The sequence below is a fragment of the Sulfurovum xiamenensis genome, from assembly GCF_030347995.1.
GTDB classification, from domain to species: domain Bacteria; phylum Campylobacterota; class Campylobacteria; order Campylobacterales; family Sulfurovaceae; genus Sulfurovum; species Sulfurovum xiamenensis.
On record NZ_JAQIBC010000001.1, the window covers coordinates 430,785 to 455,240 of the forward strand.

The 24,456-nt window shown below is 39.8% G+C and carries 29 protein-coding genes, 1 pseudogene and 2 riboswitches; of the genes and pseudogenes, 5 read left to right on the top strand and 25 right to left on the bottom strand.

The features are described from left to right. Nucleotides 1–28: 28 nt before the first annotated feature. The 19 genes and pseudogenes from plsX to PF327_RS02310 all read right to left on the bottom strand — a co-directional run bounded on the left by plsX (nucleotide 29) and on the right by PF327_RS02310 (nucleotide 17,267). Entirely contained in the window at nucleotides 29–1,018 is a 990-nt protein-coding gene (gene plsX, locus PF327_RS02220; RefSeq protein ID WP_008244454.1) for a phosphate acyltransferase PlsX, read from the bottom strand. Nucleotides 1,019–1,023: 5 nt separating this feature from the next. Next, entirely contained in the window at nucleotides 1,024–1,185 is a 162-nt protein-coding gene (rpmF, locus tag PF327_RS02225; RefSeq protein WP_008244455.1) for a 50S ribosomal protein L32, read from the bottom strand. Nucleotides 1,186–1,210: 25 nt separating this feature from the next. Then, nucleotides 1,211–1,585: a YceD family protein gene (locus PF327_RS02230; RefSeq protein ID WP_008244456.1), complete on the bottom strand. Its 375-nt coding sequence runs from the start codon at nucleotides 1,583–1,585 to the stop codon at nucleotides 1,211–1,213. Nucleotides 1,586–1,594: 9 nt separating this feature from the next. Next, nucleotides 1,595–2,008, bottom strand: a complete 414-nt coding sequence (ndk, locus tag PF327_RS02235; protein WP_008244457.1) for a nucleoside-diphosphate kinase — start codon at nucleotides 2,006–2,008, stop codon at nucleotides 1,595–1,597. 317 nt (nucleotides 2,009–2,325) lie between these two features. Then, nucleotides 2,326–2,535: pseudogene (locus PF327_RS02240) on the bottom strand (4Fe-4S dicluster domain-containing protein); the annotation flags it as partial. 122 nt (nucleotides 2,536–2,657) lie between these two features. After that, nucleotides 2,658–3,815 carry a methionine adenosyltransferase gene (metK, locus tag PF327_RS02245; protein ID WP_008244460.1) on the bottom strand — a complete coding sequence of 386 codons (1,158 nt, stop codon included), beginning with the start codon at nucleotides 3,813–3,815 and terminating at the stop codon, nucleotides 2,658–2,660. A 205-nt stretch (nucleotides 3,816–4,020) separates the two neighbouring features. Beyond that, nucleotides 4,021–5,826: a 1-deoxy-D-xylulose-5-phosphate synthase gene (gene dxs / locus PF327_RS02250; protein WP_289401143.1), complete on the bottom strand. Its 1,806-nt coding sequence runs from the start codon at nucleotides 5,824–5,826 to the stop codon at nucleotides 4,021–4,023. Between the two features lie 4 nt (nucleotides 5,827–5,830). Continuing rightward, a complete protein-coding gene (locus PF327_RS02255) occupies nucleotides 5,831–6,043 on the bottom strand; it encodes a hypothetical protein (protein WP_289401144.1) in 213 nt (70 codons plus the stop codon). Beyond that, nucleotides 6,040–7,134, bottom strand: coding sequence for a histidinol-phosphate transaminase (gene hisC / locus PF327_RS02260; RefSeq protein ID WP_289401145.1), 1,095 nt, complete (start codon nucleotides 7,132–7,134; stop codon nucleotides 6,040–6,042). The genes PF327_RS02255 and hisC overlap by 4 nt, the downstream gene beginning before the upstream one ends. A gap of 34 nt (nucleotides 7,135–7,168) precedes the next feature. Beyond that, nucleotides 7,169–8,227: a chorismate mutase gene (gene pheA / locus PF327_RS02265; protein ID WP_289401146.1), complete on the bottom strand. Its 1,059-nt coding sequence runs from the start codon at nucleotides 8,225–8,227 to the stop codon at nucleotides 7,169–7,171. A gap of 22 nt (nucleotides 8,228–8,249) precedes the next feature. Next, entirely contained in the window at nucleotides 8,250–9,461 is a 1,212-nt protein-coding gene (lysA, locus tag PF327_RS02270) for a diaminopimelate decarboxylase (RefSeq protein WP_008244470.1), read from the bottom strand. 94 nt (nucleotides 9,462–9,555) lie between these two features. Further along, nucleotides 9,556–10,638, bottom strand: coding sequence for an LptF/LptG family permease (locus PF327_RS02275; RefSeq protein ID WP_289401147.1), 1,083 nt, complete (start codon nucleotides 10,636–10,638; stop codon nucleotides 9,556–9,558). Beyond that, complete coding sequence (gene pth, locus PF327_RS02280; protein WP_289401148.1) at nucleotides 10,635–11,207, bottom strand: aminoacyl-tRNA hydrolase; 573 nt, start codon at nucleotides 11,205–11,207, stop codon at nucleotides 10,635–10,637. The genes PF327_RS02275 and pth overlap by 4 nt, the downstream gene beginning before the upstream one ends. A gap of 21 nt (nucleotides 11,208–11,228) precedes the next feature. Beyond that, nucleotides 11,229–11,765 (bottom strand): 50S ribosomal protein L25/general stress protein Ctc, encoded by a 537-nt coding sequence (locus PF327_RS02285; RefSeq protein ID WP_008244476.1) that lies wholly within the window; start codon nucleotides 11,763–11,765, stop codon nucleotides 11,229–11,231. Between the two features lie 91 nt (nucleotides 11,766–11,856). Further along, nucleotides 11,857–12,996, bottom strand: coding sequence for a type IV pilus twitching motility protein PilT (locus PF327_RS02290; RefSeq protein WP_289401149.1), 1,140 nt, complete (start codon nucleotides 12,994–12,996; stop codon nucleotides 11,857–11,859). Nucleotides 12,997–13,018: 22 nt separating this feature from the next. Continuing rightward, nucleotides 13,019–14,014, bottom strand: a complete 996-nt coding sequence (locus tag PF327_RS02295; RefSeq protein WP_289401150.1) for a transaldolase — start codon at nucleotides 14,012–14,014, stop codon at nucleotides 13,019–13,021. Beyond that, nucleotides 14,004–14,741 (bottom strand): leucyl/phenylalanyl-tRNA--protein transferase, encoded by a 738-nt coding sequence (aat, locus tag PF327_RS02300; protein ID WP_289401151.1) that lies wholly within the window; start codon nucleotides 14,739–14,741, stop codon nucleotides 14,004–14,006. The genes PF327_RS02295 and aat overlap by 11 nt, the downstream gene beginning before the upstream one ends. A gap of 35 nt (nucleotides 14,742–14,776) precedes the next feature. Next, entirely contained in the window at nucleotides 14,777–16,966 is a 2,190-nt protein-coding gene (gene clpA, locus PF327_RS02305) for an ATP-dependent Clp protease ATP-binding subunit ClpA (RefSeq protein WP_008244483.1), read from the bottom strand. Nucleotide 16,967: 1 nt separating this feature from the next. After that, complete coding sequence (locus tag PF327_RS02310) at nucleotides 16,968–17,267, bottom strand: ATP-dependent Clp protease adaptor ClpS (protein ID WP_008244485.1); 300 nt, start codon at nucleotides 17,265–17,267, stop codon at nucleotides 16,968–16,970. Nucleotides 17,268–17,323: 56 nt separating this feature from the next. On the opposite strand from PF327_RS02310, the gene bioD reads away from it, so the two are divergent. The 5 genes from bioD to PF327_RS02335 all read left to right on the top strand — a co-directional run bounded on the left by bioD (nucleotide 17,324) and on the right by PF327_RS02335 (nucleotide 21,201). Next, nucleotides 17,324–17,974 (top strand): dethiobiotin synthase, encoded by a 651-nt coding sequence (gene bioD, locus PF327_RS02315; RefSeq protein ID WP_289401152.1) that lies wholly within the window; start codon nucleotides 17,324–17,326, stop codon nucleotides 17,972–17,974. 71 nt (nucleotides 17,975–18,045) lie between these two features. After that, a complete protein-coding gene (locus tag PF327_RS02320; protein ID WP_289401153.1) occupies nucleotides 18,046–18,831 on the top strand; it encodes a class I SAM-dependent methyltransferase in 786 nt (261 codons plus the stop codon). A gap of 118 nt (nucleotides 18,832–18,949) precedes the next feature. Further along, nucleotides 18,950–19,828 carry an aspartate carbamoyltransferase catalytic subunit gene (locus PF327_RS02325; protein WP_289401154.1) on the top strand — a complete coding sequence of 293 codons (879 nt, stop codon included), beginning with the start codon at nucleotides 18,950–18,952 and terminating at the stop codon, nucleotides 19,826–19,828. Between the two features lie 68 nt (nucleotides 19,829–19,896). Further along, on the top strand, nucleotides 19,897–20,871 hold the full coding sequence (locus PF327_RS02330) for an aminodeoxychorismate synthase component I (RefSeq protein WP_289401155.1): 975 nt from the start codon (nucleotides 19,897–19,899) through the stop codon (nucleotides 20,869–20,871). A gap of 102 nt (nucleotides 20,872–20,973) precedes the next feature. After that, nucleotides 20,974–21,201, top strand: coding sequence for a hypothetical protein (locus tag PF327_RS02335; protein WP_008244490.1), 228 nt, complete (start codon nucleotides 20,974–20,976; stop codon nucleotides 21,199–21,201). A gap of 2 nt (nucleotides 21,202–21,203) precedes the next feature. On the opposite strand, the gene PF327_RS02340 is transcribed toward PF327_RS02335, so the two are convergent. From PF327_RS02340 to PF327_RS02365, 6 genes are read right to left on the bottom strand one after another with little or no spacing between them, the layout of a single operon-like run. Continuing rightward, nucleotides 21,204–21,671 (bottom strand): hypothetical protein, encoded by a 468-nt coding sequence (locus PF327_RS02340; protein ID WP_289401156.1) that lies wholly within the window; start codon nucleotides 21,669–21,671, stop codon nucleotides 21,204–21,206. Between the two features lie 37 nt (nucleotides 21,672–21,708). Further along, nucleotides 21,709–22,398, bottom strand: a complete 690-nt coding sequence (locus PF327_RS02345) for a rhomboid family intramembrane serine protease (protein WP_289401157.1) — start codon at nucleotides 22,396–22,398, stop codon at nucleotides 21,709–21,711. Next, on the bottom strand, nucleotides 22,379–22,765 hold the full coding sequence (locus tag PF327_RS02350; RefSeq protein WP_008244493.1) for a hypothetical protein: 387 nt from the start codon (nucleotides 22,763–22,765) through the stop codon (nucleotides 22,379–22,381). Before PF327_RS02350 ends, PF327_RS02345 begins: the two co-directional genes overlap by 20 nt. Nucleotides 22,766–22,783: 18 nt before the next feature. After that, on the bottom strand, nucleotides 22,784–22,996 hold the full coding sequence (locus PF327_RS02355) for a PP0621 family protein (protein ID WP_289401158.1): 213 nt from the start codon (nucleotides 22,994–22,996) through the stop codon (nucleotides 22,784–22,786). Beyond that, nucleotides 22,993–23,583, bottom strand: a complete 591-nt coding sequence (gene rsmG, locus PF327_RS02360; protein WP_289401159.1) for a 16S rRNA (guanine(527)-N(7))-methyltransferase RsmG — start codon at nucleotides 23,581–23,583, stop codon at nucleotides 22,993–22,995. The genes PF327_RS02355 and rsmG overlap by 4 nt, the downstream gene beginning before the upstream one ends. After that, nucleotides 23,580–23,858: a PqqD family protein gene (locus PF327_RS02365; protein ID WP_289401160.1), complete on the bottom strand. Its 279-nt coding sequence runs from the start codon at nucleotides 23,856–23,858 to the stop codon at nucleotides 23,580–23,582. Before PF327_RS02365 ends, rsmG begins: the two co-directional genes overlap by 4 nt. Before the next feature lie 244 nt (nucleotides 23,859–24,102). Next, a riboswitch (cyclic di-GMP riboswitch) is annotated at nucleotides 24,103–24,182 on the top strand. Between the two features lie 70 nt (nucleotides 24,183–24,252). Continuing rightward, nucleotides 24,253–24,331: riboswitch (cyclic di-GMP riboswitch) on the top strand. The last annotated feature ends 125 nt before the right edge of the window (nucleotides 24,332–24,456 follow it).

Genomic DNA, 24,456 nt, shown 5'->3' on the forward strand with positions numbered 1-24,456 from the left:
TGGTCTAAGGTACACAGGTACCTTAGACTTATTTATTGTCAGAGAGAAGAATTTCTATGGTTTTATTGACATCTGACTCTGTATAGCGAATCGCCTGGAATATTGCATTTTTGATAGCTTTAGCGTTAGAACTACCATGAGAAATAATGGCACATCCATTAATACCCAAGAGCGGTGCTCCACCATACTCTGCATAGTCAACTTGCTTCTTCATATTGCCAAACACTTTTCTTTTCATCATCAGTGCACCGATCTTTGCCGGTAATGACTTTCGGATATGTTGTCTCATAAGCGTAAAGATAGTCGATACCACGCCTTCACTGGTCTTCAGTAGTATATTACCTGTAAAACCGTCACAGACCACTACATTCACATTCCCGTTAAAGATATCTCTACCTTCGACATTCCCCACAAAACCTTTTAAACCTTGTAAGAGTTTAAAGGCTGCTTTTGTCAAAGTATTCCCCTTGGAATCTTCGGATCCATTCGATAAAAGCCCTACCTTAGGTGATGCTATACCCAGGATCTGTTGTGCATAGGCTTCACCCATCGCACCAAACTCATACAGGTTTTGAGGAGTACAGTCTGTGACCGCACCTACATCCAGTACCAATGTTTTGGTAGATACAACACTTGGCATCAATGTGGCTAGTGCAGGCTTTGAGATATGCGGTAATCGCCCTATACGCAATGTAGCCAATGTCATGGTTGCACCACTGTGACCCGCTGAAACGACAGCAGATGCTTCTTTCTCACGTACAAGTTCTACCGCTTTATAGATAGATGACTCTTTACGCTTGAGTGCATCCGTTGCCTGATCACTCATCGATATGACATCTGAAGCTTCAACAATTTCAACTTTGTCTGCATAATACGGGGGGAGGAAAGAGCGTATCTCTTCAGTGTTACCTACTAAAATAGGGAGGAATTTTTCAGTTTCCAGTGCTTGAACCACACCTTCTATAATAGGCTCAGGACCAAAGTCCCCGCCCATAGCGTCAATCGCGATCTTGATCATTAAGATTACGCTTTAGTTTTTTTGTACTCACCAGTAGTCATATTCATGTGGTGAGGCATTCTCCATGTTCCATCTGCATCTTTCACTGGCATTGGTAATGTCAATTTGTAATGTGTTCTTCTTTTCGCTGCTCTTGTGTGGCTCACACGTCTTTTAGGTACTGCCATTTTATATCCTTTGTTACAATTTTATTTAATATTCTACTTCAAAATCTTCATCACTATCGACACATTTGCTACAATAGTTATAAGCATTTTTAAATGTATTTATTTCGCTCTGTAGTATGTACGAAAGATCAATTTCGCCATCTAAAAACTCAATTATATCTAAATCATCTTTATCTTCGGATACTATATCGCTCAGTCTAAGTTGCAGTTCATTGTCCACGTCATAGTTATATGTGTCTCCACATCTATCACAGTCCAACTCGATACTGCCACTCATGTGTGCATCTAAAGTTACTTGATGATAACCGCTCTTCTTTAAAGTGCCTTCCAGCGTTATCCCCTCTGAACTCAGTTCAATGGGTTTCGCTGTAGAACCTACCTTGTCAAAAGCTATCTTCACAGTTTAAGCTTAGTGAATTTCTCTCTGTGCAAAAAAGAAGTTAATTTCATTTATTGCATTTTCAATAGAGTCACTACCGTGTACTGCATTTGCATCGATACTCTCAGCAAAGTCTGCTCTGATCGTACCAGGCTCAGCTTCAGCAGGGTTTGTAGCACCCATCAGCTCTCTGTTTTTAGCCATTGCATTTTCACCTTCAAGTACTGTGACAACCACAGGTCCTGAGATCATGAAATCTACAAGATCTTTAAAGAAAGGTCTTTCTGCATGAATCGCATAAAATGCTTCTGCATCTACACGAGAAAGTCTAGTTTTTTTCGTTGCTGCAATTCTAAGGCCTGCTGCTTCAAATCTTGCAAGAATCTGTCCTACAACATTTTTAGCTACTGCATCTGGTTTGATGATTGATAATGTTTGTTCCATACTTATATTCCTAAGCGATTAATTTACTTCCAAAATGAGATGTAGTGGAGAGTATTCGGGCGGAATTTTACCTAATAAAGTATTAAAATAAGTTTAAGTTTTGGGAGGGTTAAAGGGGTAACTATTGAGACTACCAGAAGGTAGTCTCTAAGAAGGACTAAAGATTAGTCTTCTACAACATTTCTATGTGCTGCTCTGTCTTCTAATGAGATATCATCTCTCATTGGCATTTCAGCATCTGGATTTTCCATTACATAGTTTAGACCATCAATGTAGTTTTCACCATTGAAGTGATCTTTATGTTCAGCTGTGAATGGCATATCCCAAGTAATACAACCTTCAGTTGGACATGCTTCTGCACATGCTGGAGAATCGAAGTGATCTACACACTCAACACATTTGTCAGGGTACACATAGTAGTACTCCTCACCCGTTGGATTATCATCCTCGTCTACAATTGCTTCTACTGGACATTCGTCAATACAAGCTGCACAGTTTATACATGTATCACCAATAATTACTGCCATATTTATTCCTTTTTATATAAGATAGCAAACTATAGCTAAAGATTTTTAAAAAAACATTAAACATATTAGATAATTTATTAAAATATATCAAAAATATTCAATTTATGACACGATACTAAACACTAAATATTTAAATATTTTTTGATATCTTCTACCCTATCTGTTTTCTCCCAGCTAAAGCCTTCTTCTTCTCTTCCGAAGTGACCATACGCTGCTGTTCTGCGGTATATAGGTCTAAGTAGATCCAACGCATCCATAATACCTTTAGGGGTAAGATCGAAAAGTGATTCTACACACGCTGTGATCTTTGATTCATCCACTGTTGCGGTCCCATGTGTATCTACATAGATAGACACCGGTTTAGCCACACCGATTGCATACGCTATTTGCAGTGTGGCTTTATCACATACACCTGCAGCTACAAGGTTTTTCGCTACATATCTTGCCGCATAGGCAGCTGAACGATCCACTTTTGTAGGGTCTTTACCAGAGAAAGCACCCCCACCATGAGGGCAAGAACCCCCATAGGTATCTACGATGATCTTTCTACCTGTAAGTCCGGCATCCCCTTGAGGACCACCGATCACAAAACGTCCCGTAGGGTTGATGTGATAGGTAATATCATCAGAGATCAACTCAGCTGGTATGACTGCTTTGATCACTTCTTCAAGTACCGCTTTTTGTACCTGTTCAAGCGTCACTTCCGGATGATGCTGTGTAGATACAACGATCGTATCTATCGCAACAGGTTTGCCATCTACATACTTCACTGAAACCTGCGCTTTTCCATCCGGACGCAAAAACGGGACAGTACCATTTTTACGAACCTCAGCCAGTTTAGCTGTGATCTTATGTGCCAGTGAGATAGGCAAAGGCATAAGCTCCTTAGTCTCATTACAAGCATATCCGAACATCAGTCCCTGATCCCCCGCACCGATCTCACCTGAAGCTTGATCCACACCTTGATTGATATCCGGGCTCTGTTCTCCTATGCCATTAAGTACTCCCGCAGACCTATAGTCAAAACCATAACTTGCATCTGTGTACCCTATCTCTCTTACAACCTCTCTTGCAATCTCTTGCATCGGTGCATACGCTGTTGTTTTTAGTTCTCCTGCAATAACACAAAAACCATTACTCAATAACGTCTCACAAGCCACTCTCGCCTGTGGATCTTTTTCGATGATATAATCAAGTATAGCATCTGAGATCTGATCAGCCATTTTATCCGGATGACCCTCGGTTACCGATTCACTTGTAAAAATGTATTCGTTAGCCATTTTTTTCCTTTATTTAGTTTCTCATTGAAGTATGGCAAAGCCATGCTTCAATTTCCCAGAGAATATACCCTTTGGAGTACCTTTCACTGAAGTTTCACCATTTGGTTCAGAGAATTTTGAAATATTTGTTCACTGTCACTGAACTTGATACAATACCTCAAAAGGTACTGTATCAAATACAGTTCCGATGCAGAAGAAACCTCTTCTACACGATTCTTTCTGCCAATTGTTCCGGCAATATCCCCAAGGACTCTTCTACCAACTTAGTATTACCATGTGTAATAAATGCATCAGGATACTCGAATGTTGTCAAGGCTACATCTTGTACCTTGTGTTGGCTTAAAAGTTCCAAGATCGCTGAACCTACACCACCTTGTGCTGCAGAATCAGAAAACACAAACCATTTTTTGTACTGCGTACTCAATCGTAAAAGCATCTCCTCATCCAACGGCTTTACAAAACGAAGATCCAATATAGCAGGGTTTACTTCAACCAATTCAGCCACCTTTTGAGCACGTCCGACACCATTACCATACCCGATAAAGAGTATCTCTTCACCCTCTTTGAGCAACACAGACTTTCCTAACTCATAGGCTGGACTCTCTGTGTCTTCTGCCAAAAATGCCCCTCTAGGGTATCTAAAAGCACAAGGATGGTCATACTCTTTGGCAAATCTCATACAATGTTTCATCGTTGTTTCATTGTAGGGTGCCAGCAGTGTCATATTAGGAATGCTTCTTAAATAAGAAATATCAAAAGCACCCTGATGTGTCTCTCCATCCTCTCCTACAATACCTGCTCTGTCCAGCGCAAAAGCGACACCTATATCCATCAGTGCTATATCGTGGATGACCTGGTCATATCCACGTTGCAAGAATGTGGAGTAGATCGTACAAAATGGTTTAAACCCTTCTTTTGCCAATGGACCCATAGAAGTCACAGCATGCTGCTCTGCTATCGCAACGTCCCAAAAACGTTCAGGGTATTTTTTAATGGCCGCACTTAAACCTGTACCGCTTGGCATAGCAGCTGTCACACCTACCACTTTGTCATCTTCATCTGCAAGTTCTACCAAGGTGTCTGCAAAAATAGCAGTTGCTGCCTTAGCCGCCCCTGCTTTTTTAGGTGCTTCACCTGTTTTAAGATCAAAAGCACTGACCCCGTGCCAATGCTCTTTTGTACCCTCGGCTATCTCATACCCTTTCCCTTTGGTGGTCTGTGCATGGATAAGCACCGGTTTACCCAGTGCTTTAGCTACTTCCATCGTCTCTATAAGAGATTCAATGTCATGTCCGTCTACGGGTCCAATGTATTCAATACCCATCTCTTCAAATATAATACCCGGCGTGATAAGCTTAAAAGACTCTTCAAACCTCTTTGCCATATAGGTCGCACCCTCAGGCAGATGATCAAGGACCTTTTCTACCCTGCCTTTGAATTTCTGGTAAAATGAACCGGCCATTGTTTGAGAAAGCAGTTTACTGATCGCACCGATTGGTTTGGCGATACTCATTTCATTGTCATTCAAGATGATCACTACAGGGTATTTTCTGTCGCCCAGTTCGTTCAGGGCCTCATACACCATCCCTGCACTCATACTTCCATCACCGATGAAGGCAACCGGTATTCTATCCTCACCTTTCAACGCTATAGCTTTAGCTGCACCTACTGCCAGTGAAATAGAGGTCGAACTATGCCCTGCCACATAATAATCATACTTGGACTCTTTAGGTTTGGTGTATCCGCAAATGCCGCCAAACTGCCGTAAAGAATCAAACCTGTCCCATCTGTCTGTCAAGAGCTTATGGGCATATGCCTGATGGCTGACATCAAAGATAAAAGGGTCCTTCTCTACATCAAACACTTTATGCATAGCCACGATCAGATCTGTTGCACCCATAGTAGAACTCAAGTGTCCCCCATTTTTACTTACCGTATCCAATATCTTTTGTCTGATATCTTCTGCTAAAGTATTGAGTTCATCTATCGAGTGTGCTTTTATATCTATCATCTTTTTATTTCCCTAGTAAATAGGCATTGAGCAGTTTTTTTGTGAAAACGATCTGTGTATCATCATACACCAAACCTAATTCATCTGCTAAATGTTTCAGTTCTTTTTTTGTTACTTTGTTCATCATAGTATGCTGGACTCTATGTTCGATAAAATCATCTAAAATAAAAGGTTTCACCTCTATTTCATCTGCTTTCACAACCTCTACTTTTTTCAAGCTATCACTTCTAAAAAGTGTTTAAAGAACACATCATTTTGTTTGACTGTTCCTATCGTGATTCTCATGGCATTCAACCCATAAGAAGCAAGGTTACGGATGATGACACCACGTTTAAGCAGAGCATCTGCTATCTTTGTAGCATCCATGGTTTCATCAAACATATAGGTGATAAAGTTCGTATAACTCTCTATATACTCAAATCCCTGCTCCTCTGCAAACGCCTCATACCGCTTGATCTGCTCCTGATGCAAAGCTATGGACTCTTCCACGAAACTGTTATCCTTGCATGCTTCTATAGCTACGGCCAAAGAGAGTGTAGAGATGTTGAATGGCGGTCTCATTTTATGGAGTTCTTTAATGAGTTCAGCCTGTGCGATACCGTATCCTACACGCATACCGCCCAAACCATGTGCTTTGGAAAATGTACCCAGATAGATGACATTCTCATACTTCAGCAGGTCATTTGGCGTAATTGCATATTGTGGATCTTTGGCTGCAGCATACTCCATATAAGCACCATCTACAACGACCAACGTATCCGAATCTACAGCATCAATGATCTTCAGAACCTCTTCTTTACTTGTTGCATCACCTGTAGGATTATTCGGCGTACAGAGGTAAATGATCTTTGGTCTATGCATACGGTAGGCTTCCATAAACTCATCATATTTATGCGTATAGCTTGCCGTACGAAGGATCTTTGCACCCATCTGTTTTGCATAGATCTCATACATGGCAAAGGTCACTGCAGACATCAGTACAGAAGCATTCTCATCCAAGAGTGCACGTGAGATGAACTCTATCACTTGGTCAGAACCTGCACCTATAATGATGTTGTTATCCTGAACATTAAACTTTCTGCTCAATGCAGCTTTAAGTTCGAACATACTGTCATCCGGGTAAAGGTGTGCAATATCCGCATTGGATCTGATCACTTTTGCAATAGCCGGGTTTGTACCTATCGGATTTTCATTTGATGCAAGTTTCACCACATCTTTAGCAGCAATACCAAATTCACGTACCACAAGCTCTATCGGTTTACCCGCTTCATACGTTTGTATATTCTCTAATACTTTGTTAAATTTCATACTGATTTTTCTCCCTCACTGCTTATTTCTTATTTTAAATATCGTCTATCTCTTTGACATAAGAACCTAATATTTTGATCTCATCTTTATGTTTTTCCAAAATAGGTTTGATATGTGCATCATTTTGGTGTCCATGAAACTCTATAAAAAAGATCGACTCCCCCTCTACGATATGCGACTTGATCTTTGTCAAATTCACATGTGCTTCTTCAAAATCATTGAGAAAATTCACTAAAGAGCCCGGTTTATTCGAAAGTCTTACCAATAAAGAGGTTTTATCATTTCCTGATGATGCATTTTCGAAGTCAGAGATAATGAAAAATCGTGTTCTATTGTTCGTATCATCTTCTACGTTATTGAAACGTATAGGCAGGTTATTCAACTTTGCTGCCACTGCAGGACAGAGTGCTGCTGCGGTTTCATCTTTCAAGGCAAGTTTTGCTGCTTTGACGGTAGATTCCACAGGAATATGTTCTACCTCATCCAGTCCCAGGTCCTGTAAAAACTTACGGCACTGTCCAAAAGCGATATCTTTAGAATAGATCTTTGTGATCTTTGTAATATCATCACTGACGGTAGCGAAGGCCATATGTACATCCAGACACACTTCAGCGATAATTTTTAGGTCATACTCATCCAGACAGTTGATCGTATCACTTACAATTCCGTTAGAAGAGTTTTCTATCGGAATCACACCAAATTTGGCTGTGCCTTTTTTTACTTCACGAAAAACGCCTGGTATAGAGCTGATAGGCAAGTATGCACTCATGGCTCCAAACTTGCTTTCAGCTGCCTGATGCGTAAAACTGGCTTCTGGACCTAAATATGCTACACCTTCAGGAAGCTCAAGATTTCTGGCTACAGCAAACATCTCCAAAAAGAGTGCATCGATCGCAGCATCTGTCAGTTTACCTTTATTTTGACTTTTCAGACGATTCAGAATGGCTTGTTCACGTTCAGGACGGTAGATAGGAGCCCCTGTAGTATTTTTAACTTCGCCTACCTGATGCACCAACTCCATACGTTCATTGTAGAGTTTTAGCAATGCATCATCGATATTGTCTATCTTATCTCTCAGCTCATCTAAAGTCATATCCTCATCCTGCCTTTTTGCTTTACTTTTCCAAATACTCAAGCTCTAAACGTACCTGATCTTCATACGTTTCACGCTGACGTATGAGTCTGTCTTTTCCACCTTGCAGTGCTACTTCTGCAGCTTTTGCACGTGTATTATAGTTACTTGCCATCGTAAAGCCATAGGCACCAGCAGAGTGAACCACGATAAGGTCATTATGTTCCAGAGGCGGAAGAGGTACATTTTTACCGAAGAAATCTCCACTCTCACATACCGGTCCTACCACATCAGCAGGTGTCTTTTCCCCCTCTTTGAGCACCGCTTCAATCTTATGATAGGCATTATAGAGGCTTGGACGTATAAGGTCATTCATCGCACCATCAACAATGACAAAACGTTTCCCGTCATTGACTTTTTCATAAAGTACCTTGGTAAAGAATGCTCCTGCATTGGCTACCATGTAACGCCCTGGTTCACAAAGTAGTGTCACATCAAGTCCTTTGGTCGCCTCAAATATCGCCTGTGTATACACCTCAGCAGGGATCGTGACTTCATCATCATAGACTACACCGATACCCCCGCCCACATCAAAGAACTTAATATCGATCTTGATCGCCTTGAGTGAACGTACCAGGTCTGCTACAATCATACATGACTCACGTATAGGTTCGATCTTTGTAAGCTGCGAGCCAATGTGGAAATGTATCCCCACAGGATTTAAAAACTCAGACTTATTGGCATAGATATACATACGTTTTGCCATATCTATCTCTACACCGAATTTGTTCTCATGCAACCCTGTTGAAATATACGGGTGTGTCTGCGGGTCGATATTAGGATTGACACGGATAGAGATACGGGCTTCTTTACCCAGCTCTTTAGCCACCATCTCTACACGTTTCATCTCCGCTTCACTCTCTAGGTTGAGAAGTAAAATATCCTGTTCCAGTGCTTCACGTATCTCATCATCACGTTTCCCCACACCGGAGAAAATGATCTTGTATTTATCCACACCTGCGGTCAGGGCACGTTTGACCTCACCGATACTCACACAGTCAGCACCGGCACCAAGCTTTGCCAAATGTGCAATCACAGAGAGATTTGAATTTGCTTTTACTGCATAATTGATAAGTGATTTTTTACCTGCAAACGCATCTTTCAGTGTGGTATATCGATTTTCAATATAATCAAAATCATACATATACAAAGGCGTACCATATTTGTCTGCCAATGCTTTATAATCAATATTCATTTATACTATCCTATATGCTCAATACCTTGAGTCTATTTTAGGGTGATTTTATCTAAAAGTTGATTAAAAGGTACATTTAACGTACTGCAGGGGATTACAGAAGGCTTCTTTCATTTGTAAAATAGATATACATAGCATAGACCCATAACATCATTACAGGCAATATCGCTGTCAATTCAGGTAGTAAGACACCGTTTGCACCCATTTGACTCAAACCAAACAATATCCCCCAAATTCCAAATGTTACCCCCAAAGAGAGTGCGATCACTCCACCCATATTCATCATTCTGGCATGAAACGGAAGTTTGAAAAATAAAATGAGTAACAGGGCCAGTGAAAAAAGTGGTACGATCACTTTATCGTACAAGGATGCTCGGATCTTATCCGAACTTAGATTTTGTTTATGTAACAACTCCCAAGTCATAAAGGCATCCCGTATATTCAATGCTTTCCCCTCATACAGTGACTCTATGATCTTAGGTTTATAGCCCTCTAATGTCTCTATACGCTCTTTATGTTCTACGGTATATCTTTTCAATTCGCCATTTTCATAGATATGTGTTTTCAACGTCGCATCATGTGCCGTCCATCTTGCACCATCAAATGTTGCTAAAGGCGCATTGATCGTATACTGTACCTGATACCCTTCGACTTTAAAGATCGTAATATCTTCTATCTTTTTTTCTATAGGATCAAGTTTGGTGATATAGACGAAGGTATCGTTGTATTTGAAAAAAAGGTCATTCACATCATAGGTACCCAATTTATTTTCTAAAAGGAATTCTGCTTTGTCTTTTGCATAAGAAAACTCTGTCGTATGTAAGATTAAAAAAATCATATAGGTCAAAGAGCTTACTGTGAACAATGGCAAAAAAAGTCTTTTTTTATCATATCCAAAGGCATGAAACGCACCCATCGTGTTATTTTTAACCAGTGAGAGCTTCGTCATAATCAGTGCGAAAACGATGGCCAAAGGGTAAAGTAATCCCAATGCTTCCTGCCACATGTAAAAAATATAGAGAATTTTATAGTTTGAAGCAACATCAAGTTTCTGTAGATGTTGAAAATAATCAATCGCAGCAAAAGCAAAAGAGAGTCCAAACAGTATCGACAATAGATTTTTACTATAGAGTTTGGCTAAATATCCAAAGTGTAATGAAGGATTCAACAGACTCATACACTTAAGCCTTCTATAGACTTCAAACTGTACTTTGACTTCACTTCATTGAGTTCCTCTTGAGATAACACTTTACAAGCTTTTGCAACATGTGTTATCAAACGCTCTAACATGAGATTTTCTTCTTGGGAAAAGTCATGCAGTACATAATCTGCTACCTGTGACTTGTGTTCGGGCTTACCCACACCTACCCTCACACGCAAATACTCTTTTGTAATATGTGCATCAAGTGATCTGAGTCCATTATGCCCACCATGGCCTCCACCTCTTTTAAAACGTACCGCACCAAAAGGGAGATCAATATCATCATGGATCACAATAATATCTTCAAGTTCCACTTTGAAAAAATGTTTGACAGGCTCTACAGAGCTTCCTGAAAGATTCATAAAGGTGGTAGGTTTTAAAAAAAGTGAATTGGCCGCGCGATAAAGCTTGCCCTGAAAAGAATTTTTGGAAATATCTCTGGCATGAAAGTCATTGACAAGCTTGTCAATGACTTTAAAACCTATATTATGTCGTGTGTTTTCGTATTGTGATCCTGGATTACCTAGACCTACGAAAAGTATCACAACTGTGCTTTCATGCTACGATTATTTAGCTTTGATCACACCACAGATAGCAACATCTGGTCTGTCCATCATTTTACAGTTTGCTGGTACTTCAACATCTCTGATAAGGATAGAGTCATCTCTGTTCAATGGTGTAACATCAAGATCAAATTTCGCTGGCATATCTTCGATAGTACCTCTTACTTTTAATCTTCTTTTAGACATAACAAGTACACCTTTGTTCTTAAGTCCAACTGGTGTTCCGTGAGTCACAACCGGTACAAGGAAGTTTGTCACTTGACCTGGTACTGCTACTCTTAGGTCTACGTGAGTCACATCGCCATTTACTGGGTGTAGTTGATACTCTTGAATAAATACATTGATCTCTTTATCGCCAACTTTCACTGGGAATGCAAGTGTCTCTTTATTTCTTACAGTTCTTGCAAATTCACCACGTTTAAATGCAGCGTTGATATTTTCAACACCATTTGCATAAATGTTCGCGATTAGATAACCATCTCTTTTAAGCTGCTTTGCATTACGCTTACCGATACTCTCTCTAACGATACCTTCTAACATATTTGTCCTTTGATACATGTGTATAATTTTTTACCCCATCAATTGCTTCATAGAGTAAAATAGACGCGAATTATACCCAATTTGTATTAAACTATGCTTCATCCTCTTTAAATCCAAAGACATCCACCTCTTTTTCATGGGCATGTTCATCCACGATCGCACCTTTTCCGACACCCTGCATTTTAAGTTTCATATCTGATGGATTTGTTGCATATTCAAGTGCAATCTCTTCTGTGATCTCACCTCTACGGAAAATATCCAAAAGTGCCTGGTCAAAGGTCTGTGTACCGTAGATCTCTTTCCCTTCAAAAAGAGCATCAGGGATCTCTGCATCTCGGTTCTCCGCTATGAGTTGTTCGATCCTAGCTGTTTTTTTAAGGACTTCAATCCCCGCAACCCTTCCTCCACGCTTTGTAGGAATAAGTCTTTGTGAAATCACACCCTCAAGTACCGAAGCCAAAGACATACGGATACGGTTCTGTTCTTCATTCCCGAACATACCGACAATTCTATCTATCGTCTCTTTTGCATCCAGTGTGTGCAGCGTTGAAAAAACAAGGTGTCCAGTGTTGGCTGCATGCAGTGCGATATCGATCGTCTCCAAATCCCTCATCTCCCCGACAAGTATAATATCTGGGTCTTCTCTCAGTGCAGCTCTCAGTGCATCGGAAAAGGAGTGCGCATCCGGACCAATACCTCTTTGGTTGATCAGGCATCCTCTGTCTTTGTGTACGAACTCTATCGGGTCTTCAACCGTGATGATATGTTTTTTTGATTCTCTGTTGATCTTGTCCAAGATCGCTGCCAAAGTCGTTGACTTACCAGAACCTGTCACACCGGTTACAAGTACAAGACCTCTTTGTATCTCTGCAAATGTTTTGATCACCGGTGGTAAATTCAGTTCATCCAGTGTCAATATCTTCACCGGAATAATACGGAAAACCGCGCTCAAACCATCCATTTGATAAAAGAAGTTCACACGAAATCTACTATCCTCTCCCATGACATAAGAAAAATCCAGGTTTCTATCTGTTTGTAGTTTCTCATATTGATCTGCAGTCGTGATCTCTTGAGCCAACTTATCCATCATCTCTGCACTGAGTTCATCTTTGCCCAATACTTTGAGTACACCATGTACACGTACTCTGACTTGTGAACCTGACTTAAGGTGAAGGTCACTCCCATTATGACTGATCATTGTTCTAAGATAGAGCTTGAGTTTTTCTTCCATGCTGGTCCCTTTAGCCTGTGATTTATTTTAAAGTGTCAAGCATCTCTTGGAATGCTTTTTCAAATGCTTCAAGTCCCTCTTTTAAGAGTTGACTATATACTTTATCCATATCAAACCCGTTATCAGCCAGTTTTGTGAAATAGCCCTTGATCTCACTCTCTTCCAAAGGGAATTGAGGTGCCGGTGCTTTTTTGGCTATGAAGGCTTCTATTGTTGCAAGAGGTGCTGTATTGACAGAGTGTGGTGCAAGCAATTCTCTCATATAGTAATCTGCCGGGAGGTCATCACCTTTCACACCAGTACTGGCAAAAAGTGTACGTACACTAGGCGTATGGTTGGATTCAATAAGATTATAAATCTTTGCAGCATTGTAAATACCTGTTTTTGAAACATCGATCCCCTCTTTTTCCAGATCAGTATCGAGTAGCCTGTCAAAACGGCTTACAAAAACAGAGATCACTGCTTCTGCTCTCAATCCGCCATCTTTTTCAAAACAATCCAAGCCTTTTTTCATCGCCTTCAAAGCTTTTTTGGTCTGTTTTGGGGAGAAGATAAGTGTGGCATTCACAGAGATACCTGTACTTAGAAGTTGGGTCATAGCATCATATCCTGCTTCTGTGGCAGGTACTTTTACCATCACATTAGGCTCACCGATAGCCTCAAAGAGTCTTTTACCTTCGGCAACCGTCCCTTCTGTATCGTTTGAAAGGAAAGGGTCGACCTCTATGGAGATATACCCATCATTTCCTTCATCATACAGAGGTCTTAATGCCTGTGCAGCAGTACGGATATCTTCTATCGCCAGTGCTTCATACTTCTCTTTTGGGCTTTTTCCTGTAAGAGAAGCCAACTGCTCTTTATAAGCAGGAGAAGTGGTAATCGCCGAAGCAAAAATAGACGGATTACTCGTAGCACCATTAATGATACCTTTTTCAATCAATGCAGAAAAATCATTTTTAAGGAAATCTCTTTCTACAAAATCTAACCATAAAGAGAATCCTATATCTCTATTTACCATCTTTGTACTCCCAGATAAAATGCTGCCATGAACCAAAATCTGTAGGTTTTTTAAGCGTCTCTTCCAGTGCATCAAGAAAGATATCTCTCTCAACCACCTCAGCCCCCAAGCCCATCATATGATCTGTTTTCATTTGACAATCTATAAAATCATAGCCTCTACTGCCTAAAACATCACTTAGTGCTTTAAATGCCACCTTGGAGGCATCAGGAACCAAAGAGAACATTGACTCACCAAAAAATGCTTTCCCCAGAGCAATGCCGTAAAGTCCACCTACCAGTTTCCCCTCTTTATAGACTTCCACACTATGTGCAAAACCCTCTTCATGCAGGCGACTATAAGCTTCTTCTATCTCACTGACAATCCAAGTGCTTTCTTGCCCTTCTCTATAGACTGTTGCACATTGTTTGATGACTTCCGAAAATCTTTTGTCAAAAGTGACCGTGAATTTTCCAGATCGCAACACCCTTCTAAATGATTTACGTACCTTAAAATTTTCAGGATAAAGAAGAAGACGTGGGTTGGGTGACCACCAGAGTATCGGATCCCCTTGACTGTACCAGGGGAATATCCCTTTTTTGTATGCTGCTATCAATCGATCAGAAGAGAGATCTCCTCCGTAGGCAAGAAGACCTTCATCAGAAGCTAAACGCGGATCGGGAAATGCGGTAGAATCCTTACTCAACGGAGGGATCAAATAGTCATCTTCCTCAAACACAGACGCCAACTATTTATCCCTTCCTCTTGGTAAGTCTATTTAACTTATTTACTATCAAATGAAAAATCTAATTTCTCATTCTTGTAGGTTACTTTAACTGAACCACCTTTTTTAAGTTTCCCAAAAAGGATCTCATCGGTGAGTGCTTCTTTGACCTTGGCATCTATCACACGTGCTATGTGTCTAGCACCATAACGTTCATCGTACCCCTCTTTGGCCAAATACTCTTTGGCTTTTTTACCTAAGGTCACTTTGACATCTTTAGGTTTAAGTAGCAGGTTGAGTTTATCTAACTCTTTCTCGACGATAGTGACAAGGGCATCCAATCCTAATGGATTGAACTCTATGGTAGCACTCAGACGGTTTCTAAATTCAGGAGAGAAAAACGCTGCCAGTGCTTTGTCTGTTTTGATCGACGTATCTTTATTGAATCCCATGACATTTGCTTCTTTAGTACCGATGTTCGAGGTCATAATGAGTATCACATTTTTAAAATCAGAGACCACACCATTGTTATCTGTCAACTTCGCACCATCCATCACCTGAAGTAGAATATTCATGATATCAGGGTGTGCTTTTTCAATCTCATCAAGCAATAAAACCGTATGCGGGTGTTTTTTGATCATCTCGGTCAACAATCCTCCCTGCTCATACCCTACATATCCTGGAGGTGCACCAACCAAACGGCTGATACTATGTGCTTCCATGTACTCACTCATATCCAATCGTTCAAAATGCACATGCATCGTTTTTGCAAGCTGTGTCGCAAGTTCTGTCTTACCGACTCCTGTAGGACCTACGAACAGAAAACTTCCTATAGGTCTATTGGGTGCATTGAGCCCTGCATAGGAACGTTTGATCGCCGTTGTCAATGCAGTGATCGCTTCATCTTGTCCGATGATATGAGAAGCCAGATCTTTCTGAAGTGATTTAAGTTTCTTCGTATCATCCGTACCTATCACCGTTGAAGGAAGCTTCATGATCTTCGCGACACTCTCCTCAATATCTTTAGGTTTGACTGTGACACCCTCTTCTCCTCTAAGCATAAAGTGCGCACCCACCTCATCGATGATATCCATCGCTTTGTCAGGCAGGAACCTGTCATGCAGATACTTTACAGAAAGGTCGATAGCTGATTGTAGTGCCTCATCCGTGAATGTGATCTTATGGTAATCCTCATATTTATGTTTGATACCCTGCAAGATCGTCATTGTATCTTCAAGACTTGGCTCTTCCACATCCACTTTTGCAAACCTACGACTGAGTGCCTTGTCTTTGTCAAAAAAGTTTCTAAACTCTGCATAGGTCGTTGCCCCGATACACTTCAGGTCACCACGTGCAAGTGCAGGTTTAAGTAAATTGGATGCATCCATGCTTCCGCCGCTTGTTGCACCTGCTCCTACCATCGTATGGATCTCATCGATAAATAAAATGGCATCTTTCTCTACAGTAAGTTCCTTAATGATACCTTTGAGACGTTTTTCAAAATCACCTCTGTATTTCGTACCTGCAACCAAAGAACCCATATCTAGAGCAAACACTTTTGAGTTTTTAAGAATCTCCGGCACATCTCCTTCAGAGATCTTCAGCGCCAAACCTTCAGCAATAGCCGTTTTACCTACGCCTGGCTCACCCACAAGCAGAGGGTTGTTCTTCTTACGTCTACAGAGCGTTTGCATCACACGTTCTATCTCGTCTACGCGACCTACCACCGGGTCTATTTTGCCTGTTTTGGCCAAGGCTACAAGCTCTACGGTAAACTGTTCTAAAAGAGTCTCTCCCTCTTTCTTCTCTCCTGTACCATCTTTGACTTTATCATAACGATGTGAGATCACCTCAAGTATATCTACACGGGCTATACCCTCTTTTTTCATCAGGTACACCGCATAGGAGTGTTCCTGCATAAAGATTGCTGCTATCATATCACCGATACTGGCCTCTGTCCTACCTGCACTGTGGATATGTGTCATCATATCATTGATAGCACGTGAGAGCGCTACAGTCTCAAATGGTTCTACCGCTTCTTTCAGCGAAGGGATGGTCTTTGCAATATGCTCGGTGATACCTGTCTCCAATCTCTTAAGATCTGCATCAAGTATAGAGAGTATCTCTTGACCCGCTGGACTTTTTACTATCGACAAGAATACATGTTCTACGGTTAAATATTCATGTCTGTTCTCTTTAGCATATCCTACCGCTGCCTTAAATACATCATTCAGTGCAATACTAATCATATTAACTATCCTCTTCAATGGTTGCGAGTAATGGGAACTCATTTTCTTTGGCCTTTTGCTTGACCTGCTGTGCTTTAGTTTGTGCTATCTCAAAGCTATATACACCACATATAGCTTTATCTTTTTCATGTATCTGCAACATGATCTGTTCTGCCTGTGTATGTGTCTTATGGAAGATCCCCATCAGGACTTCCACAACAAAATCCATACTCGTATAATCATCATTGTGCAGTAACACTTTGAACATTTGTGGTTCGTGTAACTCTAAATCTAGCTCTAACTCTTCTTCAAACTTTGGCATCTTATGTTAAAATCCTCATAAATTATTCTATACTATTATACAAAAAAAATGGAGAAATGCAAGTGCAATCACTTTTCATCACCGCCACAGGCACGAATATTGGCAAAACACATACCACGGTTCAACTCGTTGAAGCTTTTGCTTCCAAAGGTTTATCTGTGGGTGTATTCAAACCTATCGAAACAGGTGTAAATACCCTACCTGCTGATGCCAGTTTACTCTTAAAAGTTTGCCAAAAGGTAAACAAGAATTTCCTTGATCTTACTCCGGAAGATATCACTGCGTATACTTTTCCCCTCCCCGCAGCCCCTTTTTGTGCGGATACAGAACAGATCATTGACCTAAACAGGATCATGGAGAAGTACAATGAGCTAAGGCAACTCTGTGACATCCTTCTGGTTGAGGGTGCGGGTGGCCTTATGGTCCCCGTGACAAAAGAGTATATGATGATAAACTTGGCTAAAGATCTCAATGCAAAAGTTCTTCTGGTCACCCCGAGCAAACTGGGATGTATCAACGATACACTCCTCTCTATGAGTGCACTTCGAACCTATGATCTGGAGTTTGACTGGTGTGTAAACCTCTTTGAGGACAAAGAGAGTTTTGCTGAAGTCACACAGCCTTTTTATGATGCAGTCTTCCCTGACTGGTGGAGTGTTCAGGATCAGTTAGAACGATATACAACACTTATAGTTGATAAAAAATAGATTAATAAAAATCTAATGCTTTATGATCGTAGCACAATACATATACTAACATTGCGAGGGATACGCTAATAATGTTAGCATCACTACATACTTACTTATCTTTACTGAAAACAAAGATTACATCCTTTAAAACATCAAAGAATATACTCCATAAGTCTCTTTATTACAGTACATTTATTCTATGGAAAGTTACAAGTATTCCCTACCGATTTTTGTTTAGTGCGGAGTATCGGTCACTTATTTTATTAAAATATTTTAAAGGAGAGTATGTTCATCAGATATCAAACTATACAACATACAACAGATATCCAGATATTTTTTATAAAACTAAGGAGTTAATAGGAAACAAAAAAAATATCAAAATACTTTCCTTTGGTTGTTCAACAGGCGAAGAAGTATATACACTTAGACAATACTTTCCAAATGCATTGATTATCGGTGTTGATATTAATAAACACAATATTCAAAAAGCTATATCTAAAAATAATGACCCTAAAATTATTTTCTCGTACAAAATTGATGAAACCATCCAAAACAATGGACCATTTGATATCATTTTCGCTTTAGCTGTTTTACAAAGAACACAAAATAGACATGCAAGTACCTATGATAGTAGTCATATATACCCTTTTAACAAATTTAATACACAGATCACACAATTAAATTTCTATCTAAAATCAAATGGAATTTTTGCCATAGATTTTGCTGATTATCTTTTTGAAGATACTGATGTTGCATCACAGTACCATGCTTTAAAAGGATCACATAATGTTATTTCTGATCGATTAATGTTTAAAGCAAATAATCAAAGAATGAAAAATAATGTCTTACTACATCGCATATTTCTTAAAAAATAATTTGAATATATTTCAATATGCGCAATCATTTATGCCCTAAAAATTTTTAAAGACCCATATTTTTATAAATATATTTTACCATCAATCGGATATAATACAAAAACTAAAAAGGATCAAAATGCAACATTTGGTAGATACCACCACCCTATCTGATACACAAATACAACAACTACTTCATGATGCCAAAGCCTTTAAAGCCCAACGTCCTTCCCAACTGCTTAGAGACAAACTGCTTATTACCCTTTTCTTTGAAGCTTCAACACGTACACGCAGTTCTTTTGAAGTCGCGGCCAAAAGACTAGGTGCTGCTGTCGTGCACCTTGATCCGGGTAAAAGTTCTACTAAAAAAGGGGAATCTCTCGAAGACACCTTTGCAAACCTTTGTGCCATGGAACCAGACGGGGTCATCATCCGTCACTCTGAAAATGATGCACCGGGGATCTTAGCTGACATGCAGATGACTTCTGTCATTAATGCTGGTGCAGGCAACTATGCACATCCGACCCAGGCACTCCTTGATCTCTTTACCATGGTCGAACATTTTAATGGTGACATACAGGGGAAGACCATTGCCATTGTAGGTGATATAATAAGCTCACGCGTGGCAAGCTCGGGTATCCGTCTGCTTACACGTATGGGAATGAAGGTCATTTTGATTGCCCCCAAACCTTTTATGCCCAAGAGCGACCTGCCTCAATATGAAACACTTGAAGATGTCATAGACAAAGTGGATGTCATTATGTCTCTTCGAGCGCAACTGGAACGTCATGCTTCTCCTATCTTTGATGATTATCAGGAATATGCACAACACTACTGTATCAACCACGAGCGTTTAGGAGATAGAGATATACTGGTACTGCATCCCGGTCCGGTCATGAGAAACATAGATATCTCTGATGCAATGCTTAAAGATGAACGATGTAAGGTACTTGAACAGGTTAAAAATGGAGTCTATATGCGTATGGCTATCTTAAAACTTCTTTTATTGGATTCATAACAGATTCCTACTTTTTTTATTCTCAAGGTTTTATATTTACTTATTTAATGATAGCGAGGGAGCTCTTTATGACATGGCTTAATAAAGACAATGGTTTTGAACGGATCAACACCCTTGCTAAACAACGTACCCCTTTTCTTTTTATCATCTCTTTTGACAGTGAAAGGATCTTCGCCAAATCCCTTAATGAGCTGGATGATGACATTTTTTATAAACTGGAAGATTGGCGTAACTACCCTGTACAGAAACGTACCGAAACATTCACGTTCTCCAGATCTCCTGTGGATTTCATCACGTACAAAAAAGCGCTCGATAGCGTACTCGAAGAGATACGTTCTGGCAATACCTATCTGCTTAACCTCACATTCAGAACACCTATAGAGAGCTCTTTCACCCTTAAGGAGATATTCACCTATGCCAGAGCTAAGTTCAAACTCTATTTTAAAGATGAATTTATCTGCTTTTCTCCGGAACGTTTTGTAGAGATAGAAGAGAATATCATAGCCACCTATCCTATGAAAGGAACTATAGATGCCCATCTGCCAAATGCAAAAGAAACCATTTTGTCCGATAACAAAGAGATGGCAGAACATGTGATGATCGTCGATCTTATGCGTAATGACCTGGGTATCATCGGTTCAGACGTCAAAGTAGAGAAGTTCCGATATGTCGAAAAGATCAAAGCGGGGGAAAAAGAACTCCTGCAGATCAGTTCCAAGATCACAGCAGTGCTTCCTGATAACTGGAGAGATCATTTGGGTACGCTTCTCAGCCAGTTACTTCCCGCAGGTTCAATCTCCGGGACACCTAAAAAGAGTACGGTCAATATCATCAATCATGTAGAGAATTTTGAGAGAGGATTCTATACAGGTGTCTTTGGTGTTTTTGATGGTAAATCCTTACGGTCTGGCGTAATGATACGTTTCATTGAAAAAGAAAATGAAAAGCTTTTCTACAAAAGCGGTGGAGGGATCACTATAGATTCTGATGCCAAAAGTGAATATGACGAACTGATAGATAAAATCTATTTGCCCTTAGAGTAAAAGAAAATACAACTCTATGCTACTCACTTAAACGTTTCAACGTTGTTGCAATTTTTCCCAAAATTTTGTACACTGTTTTCTAAAATTGTTGAAAGGTGTATCATGTCTAAAGTTTTTTCAAACATTCTTTTCTCGCTTTTTTTACTGCTTCAAAATAGTGCCATAGCAGACGAAAATGAAACCAATGGTACCCAAACAGAGGTCATCCAAGAAAAGCAAAAAGTACAAGAGCCTAAAAAAGAACTTTCCGAAGCACAAAAAGAAGCTATCGCTGCAGAAGAGGCCGAGTTGCGTGAAGCAGGAATGGAACCTGAGCCTCTACCCGAATAAAATTAAGGACATCCCCTTGTGGGTCTGTGTATCCATACATAGTCCGGGTCATCCTCTACTTTGGAGAAATAGAGTTCTCCTGACTCTCTCCACGGATCTATGATGATCCCCTCTTTGATTTTTCCGCCTTTGTCTACCACCACCAGGGCATTATGTTCAAAAAAGTATTCTCCCACATTTGCACCTACTAAATGAAACTCAAAATCAGGATAGTGCTTCTTGGATAAATAGAGATACAAAGCATCACTCCAATGGTAACAAAGTCCTTTTTCACGTACACCCACAGTCACTAAAAAATTGTGAAACTGTGGAGGATAGGTCATTTCAAACGCTTCTGTCAGTTGTCTAGTTTTATGAAAAATATCTTTGGAGAGCTGTATCGCTTCACTTTGTGGGATAGTGCTGTCCATTGACTGAAAAAGCAGTGAGAGTTCTCTGATCTTGTTTTGTGATACTGTAGGGACAGTCACTGCACACCCTGCTAAAAAAAGAAAAAGGATGAGGAATTTAAAAGAGTATCTGTGCATAGTGATCTGGAAGATAAGAAATAATAGCTAAGATGAGTAGTACCATGGTACTACTATAAACCCATATCCATTTTGGATCTTTTGAAAGTACAAAACCACCTATAAATCCTACGATCAGTCCTCCGATATGTGCACTCACATCTATGGAAGGGATAGAAAATCCTATCACAAGGTTGATCGCGATGATGATACTAAAGTCTTTCATAAATGCTTTGGTATGTGAAGCTATCTTTTCTCTATGTGCCAGAAAAAATCCTGCCAATGCACCAAAAACACCAAAGATCGCACCAGATGCACCCACACCTACAGAGACGGGGTGTATATACAAAGAGACAAGTCCACCAATGATCCCAGAGAAGAAGTAGATGCTTAGGTATGACTTTGTATCAAAATACATCTCTGCACCACGGCCTACAAGATACAAAGAGAACATATTCATCAGAAGATGGGTCATACCGCCATGCAGGAACATGGCAGTCAACAGCCTCCACCACTCACCTTTAAGCACAGTCAATGGACCAAACAGTGCACCCATATCTACAAGCACCTGCATATCCATATCACTCAGACTCTGGCTTAATAGTGCAGAGAAAAGATAGACTACGCTACTGGATGCCAGCAGTATATAGGTAAGTCTGTAACGTTGGATATCACCCTTCATAGATAGCATCTGCGAAGATCACGCCATCCACACCACCTCTGGCAATCTTGCTGATCTCTTTTTCACTATGAATGAGCACAAGAATACGGGTATCAAAAAGATACTCATTCGCTATAGGCTGGATCATCAATGCATCATCTTCTTCACAGATAATATATTTTGCCCCTAAAGCATTCGCAAACAGTGCATCTTCCAAATTATTGGCTACGACTGCAAAAGGTACATTGTTTTCTTGACAATGTACAGCATAGGTATGAGAGTCAACTAAAGGTTCCAGTAAAATGATATCATCAGCCTGACTCTTCTCAATACCTTTGATAGAAAAAACTTTAAAAAAACGATTACTTTTTATCCATGGGTGTCCAATAATGATCATGTGTATTCCTTTATAGTTTTATGGTGTACATTCTGGAGAACAGTAATACTTACCGCTTACAATGATACTCTCTTTCACTGTCACATAGGTATGGCATGTTGCACATTCCACAAGTGTATCATCATCCAACTTTTTATCATGTGGGCTTTTCCCAAATGTCGGAAGTTTTCCGCCAAAAAACTTGTAGATAAGCACAGCGGCAATAGCAAAAATAAGTAGTTTTAAGATCATTCTTCAGTCTTTATATAGAGGTAATTTCGTTGATTTTTTTGTACTATATCATATCTTAGCTGATGTTGTACATCTTCTATCTCATCAAATACACGTGACCCTTTATAAAAGAGATACTCAGTGTGTGTATCACTGACCTTAGAGGTCAGATCTAAAAGCAGTTTTGTATTGGTCACTGCACGAGAACTGATCATATCAAACGCATCATGCTCCACGCTTTCAACCCGCTTGGCTTCTACAGTGACATTAGAAAGTCCCAGGTCTATGGCAGCATACTTTAAAAAAGAGACACGCTTCTTAAGAGGCTCGGAAAGTACTACCTTGGTATCGGGCTGTGCTATCGCAAGTACAAGCCCAGGAAATCCTGCACCAGTTCCTACATCTAACAGTGTTTTTGGTTTTTTGATAAAAGTCAAAGGGTAGAGTGAATCCACGATATTCACATAGATGGCATCGACGCTTTTAGCTCCCGTAAGATTATGGATCTGGTTCCATTCATTCAAAAGTGAAGCAAAACGCTCTAGCTTTACGATGATCTCACTTGACAGTAGGATCCCTTCTTTATCTAAGTGTTGTGACAGATTCAATTTGGTGTTACCTCTATCAACCCACTCACTAGTAGCTTATTCACAAAATCAGAAAGATCTTTTTCCAATACTTCTTCTTCCACATCGTACTGTTCCAACATAGCATTAAACACCTCTTGCAGAGTTCCATACTCCTGCATCGCCTGCCAAATAGCCGTACCTACTTCATCCAACCCGAAGTAGTTTTCACTCTCCATATCCAAAAGTACCATTTCACCGTCGACTTTTTGTGCGAAAACCGTCTCTACAAATATCACTGTTTGATTGAGGTTCATGTTATTTCTCTTATTTTTGATAAATTATAGCATTTATTTGAGTATAGGAGTATAAGTGTACTCACATAGATAGGTTAAAATTTAGCTTTTTGTATTGAACTTTCCACATTTAGATGATTTCTCATAAAAAATAATGCTAGATTCATGTATATCATAAATATAATTTAAGATTTTAAGAGTCATTTAATCGGAAATATACAATAATTTGTAATGTTTATATAAAAACTAGCTCTTTTTAAATATTATTTTGTTGTGCCAAACTGGTTGTGAAGCAAGGACGGACAGCAATGGGTCTTACACTGTAAAGATCGCCAGGTTACCAAATACATATCTATGTATTCCCTCTTACTTATCCTTTATTTTATCTCTATCAAATTTTATTTAATTCAATATTATTTTGGTGTGCCAAACTTGTTGTGAAGCAAGGACGGAAAGCCATGGGTCTTATACTATAAGATCGCCAGGTTGCCTAAATAAATTATATTATTTTTAACAGAACATAAAATATGATTATTGTTTTTTGGGAGAAAGTTATACATTTTTAGACTTTCTTTACATTCATTTGTTATGATTCCCCGCCAAATCAAATAGAAATGAT

What these genes read in the sequence shown, in the direction of transcription:
- plsX (WP_008244454.1), bottom strand. Translation starts at nt 1,018, where the DNA reads ATGATCAAGATCGCGATTGACGCTATGGGCGGGGACTTTGGTCCTGAG.
- rpmF (WP_008244455.1), bottom strand. Translation starts at nt 1,185, where the DNA reads ATGGCAGTACCTAAAAGACGTGTGAGCCACACAAGAGCAGCGAAAAGA.
- ndk (WP_008244457.1), bottom strand. Translation starts at nt 2,008, where the DNA reads ATGGAACAAACATTATCAATCATCAAACCAGATGCAGTAGCTAAAAAT.
- metK (WP_008244460.1), bottom strand. Translation starts at nt 3,815, where the DNA reads ATGGCTAACGAATACATTTTTACAAGTGAATCGGTAACCGAGGGTCAT.
- dxs (WP_289401143.1), bottom strand. Translation starts at nt 5,826, where the DNA reads ATGATAGATATAAAAGCACACTCGATAGATGAACTCAATACTTTAGCA.
- hisC (WP_289401145.1), bottom strand. Translation starts at nt 7,134, where the DNA reads ATGAAATTTAACAAAGTATTAGAGAATATACAAACGTATGAAGCGGGT.
- pheA (WP_289401146.1), bottom strand. Translation starts at nt 8,227, where the DNA reads ATGACTTTAGATGAGCTGAGAGATAAGATAGACAATATCGATGATGCA.
- lysA (WP_008244470.1), bottom strand. Translation starts at nt 9,461, where the DNA reads ATGAATATTGATTATAAAGCATTGGCAGACAAATATGGTACGCCTTTG.
- PF327_RS02275 (WP_289401147.1), bottom strand. Translation starts at nt 10,638, where the DNA reads ATGAGTCTGTTGAATCCTTCATTACACTTTGGATATTTAGCCAAACTC.
- PF327_RS02285 (WP_008244476.1), bottom strand. Translation starts at nt 11,765, where the DNA reads ATGTTAGAAGGTATCGTTAGAGAGAGTATCGGTAAGCGTAATGCAAAG.
- PF327_RS02290 (WP_289401149.1), bottom strand. Translation starts at nt 12,996, where the DNA reads ATGGAAGAAAAACTCAAGCTCTATCTTAGAACAATGATCAGTCATAAT.
- PF327_RS02295 (WP_289401150.1), bottom strand. Translation starts at nt 14,014, where the DNA reads ATGGTAAATAGAGATATAGGATTCTCTTTATGGTTAGATTTTGTAGAA.
- clpA (WP_008244483.1), bottom strand. Translation starts at nt 16,966, where the DNA reads ATGATTAGTATTGCACTGAATGATGTATTTAAGGCAGCGGTAGGATAT.
- PF327_RS02310 (WP_008244485.1), bottom strand. Translation starts at nt 17,267, where the DNA reads ATGCCAAAGTTTGAAGAAGAGTTAGAGCTAGATTTAGAGTTACACGAA.
- bioD (WP_289401152.1), top strand. Translation starts at nt 17,324, where the DNA reads ATGCAAGTGCAATCACTTTTCATCACCGCCACAGGCACGAATATTGGC.
- PF327_RS02320 (WP_289401153.1), top strand. Translation starts at nt 18,046, where the DNA reads ATGTTAGCATCACTACATACTTACTTATCTTTACTGAAAACAAAGATT.
- PF327_RS02325 (WP_289401154.1), top strand. Translation starts at nt 18,950, where the DNA reads ATGCAACATTTGGTAGATACCACCACCCTATCTGATACACAAATACAA.
- PF327_RS02330 (WP_289401155.1), top strand. Translation starts at nt 19,897, where the DNA reads ATGACATGGCTTAATAAAGACAATGGTTTTGAACGGATCAACACCCTT.
- PF327_RS02335 (WP_008244490.1), top strand. Translation starts at nt 20,974, where the DNA reads ATGTCTAAAGTTTTTTCAAACATTCTTTTCTCGCTTTTTTTACTGCTT.
- PF327_RS02345 (WP_289401157.1), bottom strand. Translation starts at nt 22,398, where the DNA reads ATGCTATCTATGAAGGGTGATATCCAACGTTACAGACTTACCTATATA.
- PF327_RS02350 (WP_008244493.1), bottom strand. Translation starts at nt 22,765, where the DNA reads ATGATCATTATTGGACACCCATGGATAAAAAGTAATCGTTTTTTTAAA.
- PF327_RS02355 (WP_289401158.1), bottom strand. Translation starts at nt 22,996, where the DNA reads ATGATCTTAAAACTACTTATTTTTGCTATTGCCGCTGTGCTTATCTAC.
- PF327_RS02365 (WP_289401160.1), bottom strand. Translation starts at nt 23,858, where the DNA reads ATGAACCTCAATCAAACAGTGATATTTGTAGAGACGGTTTTCGCACAA.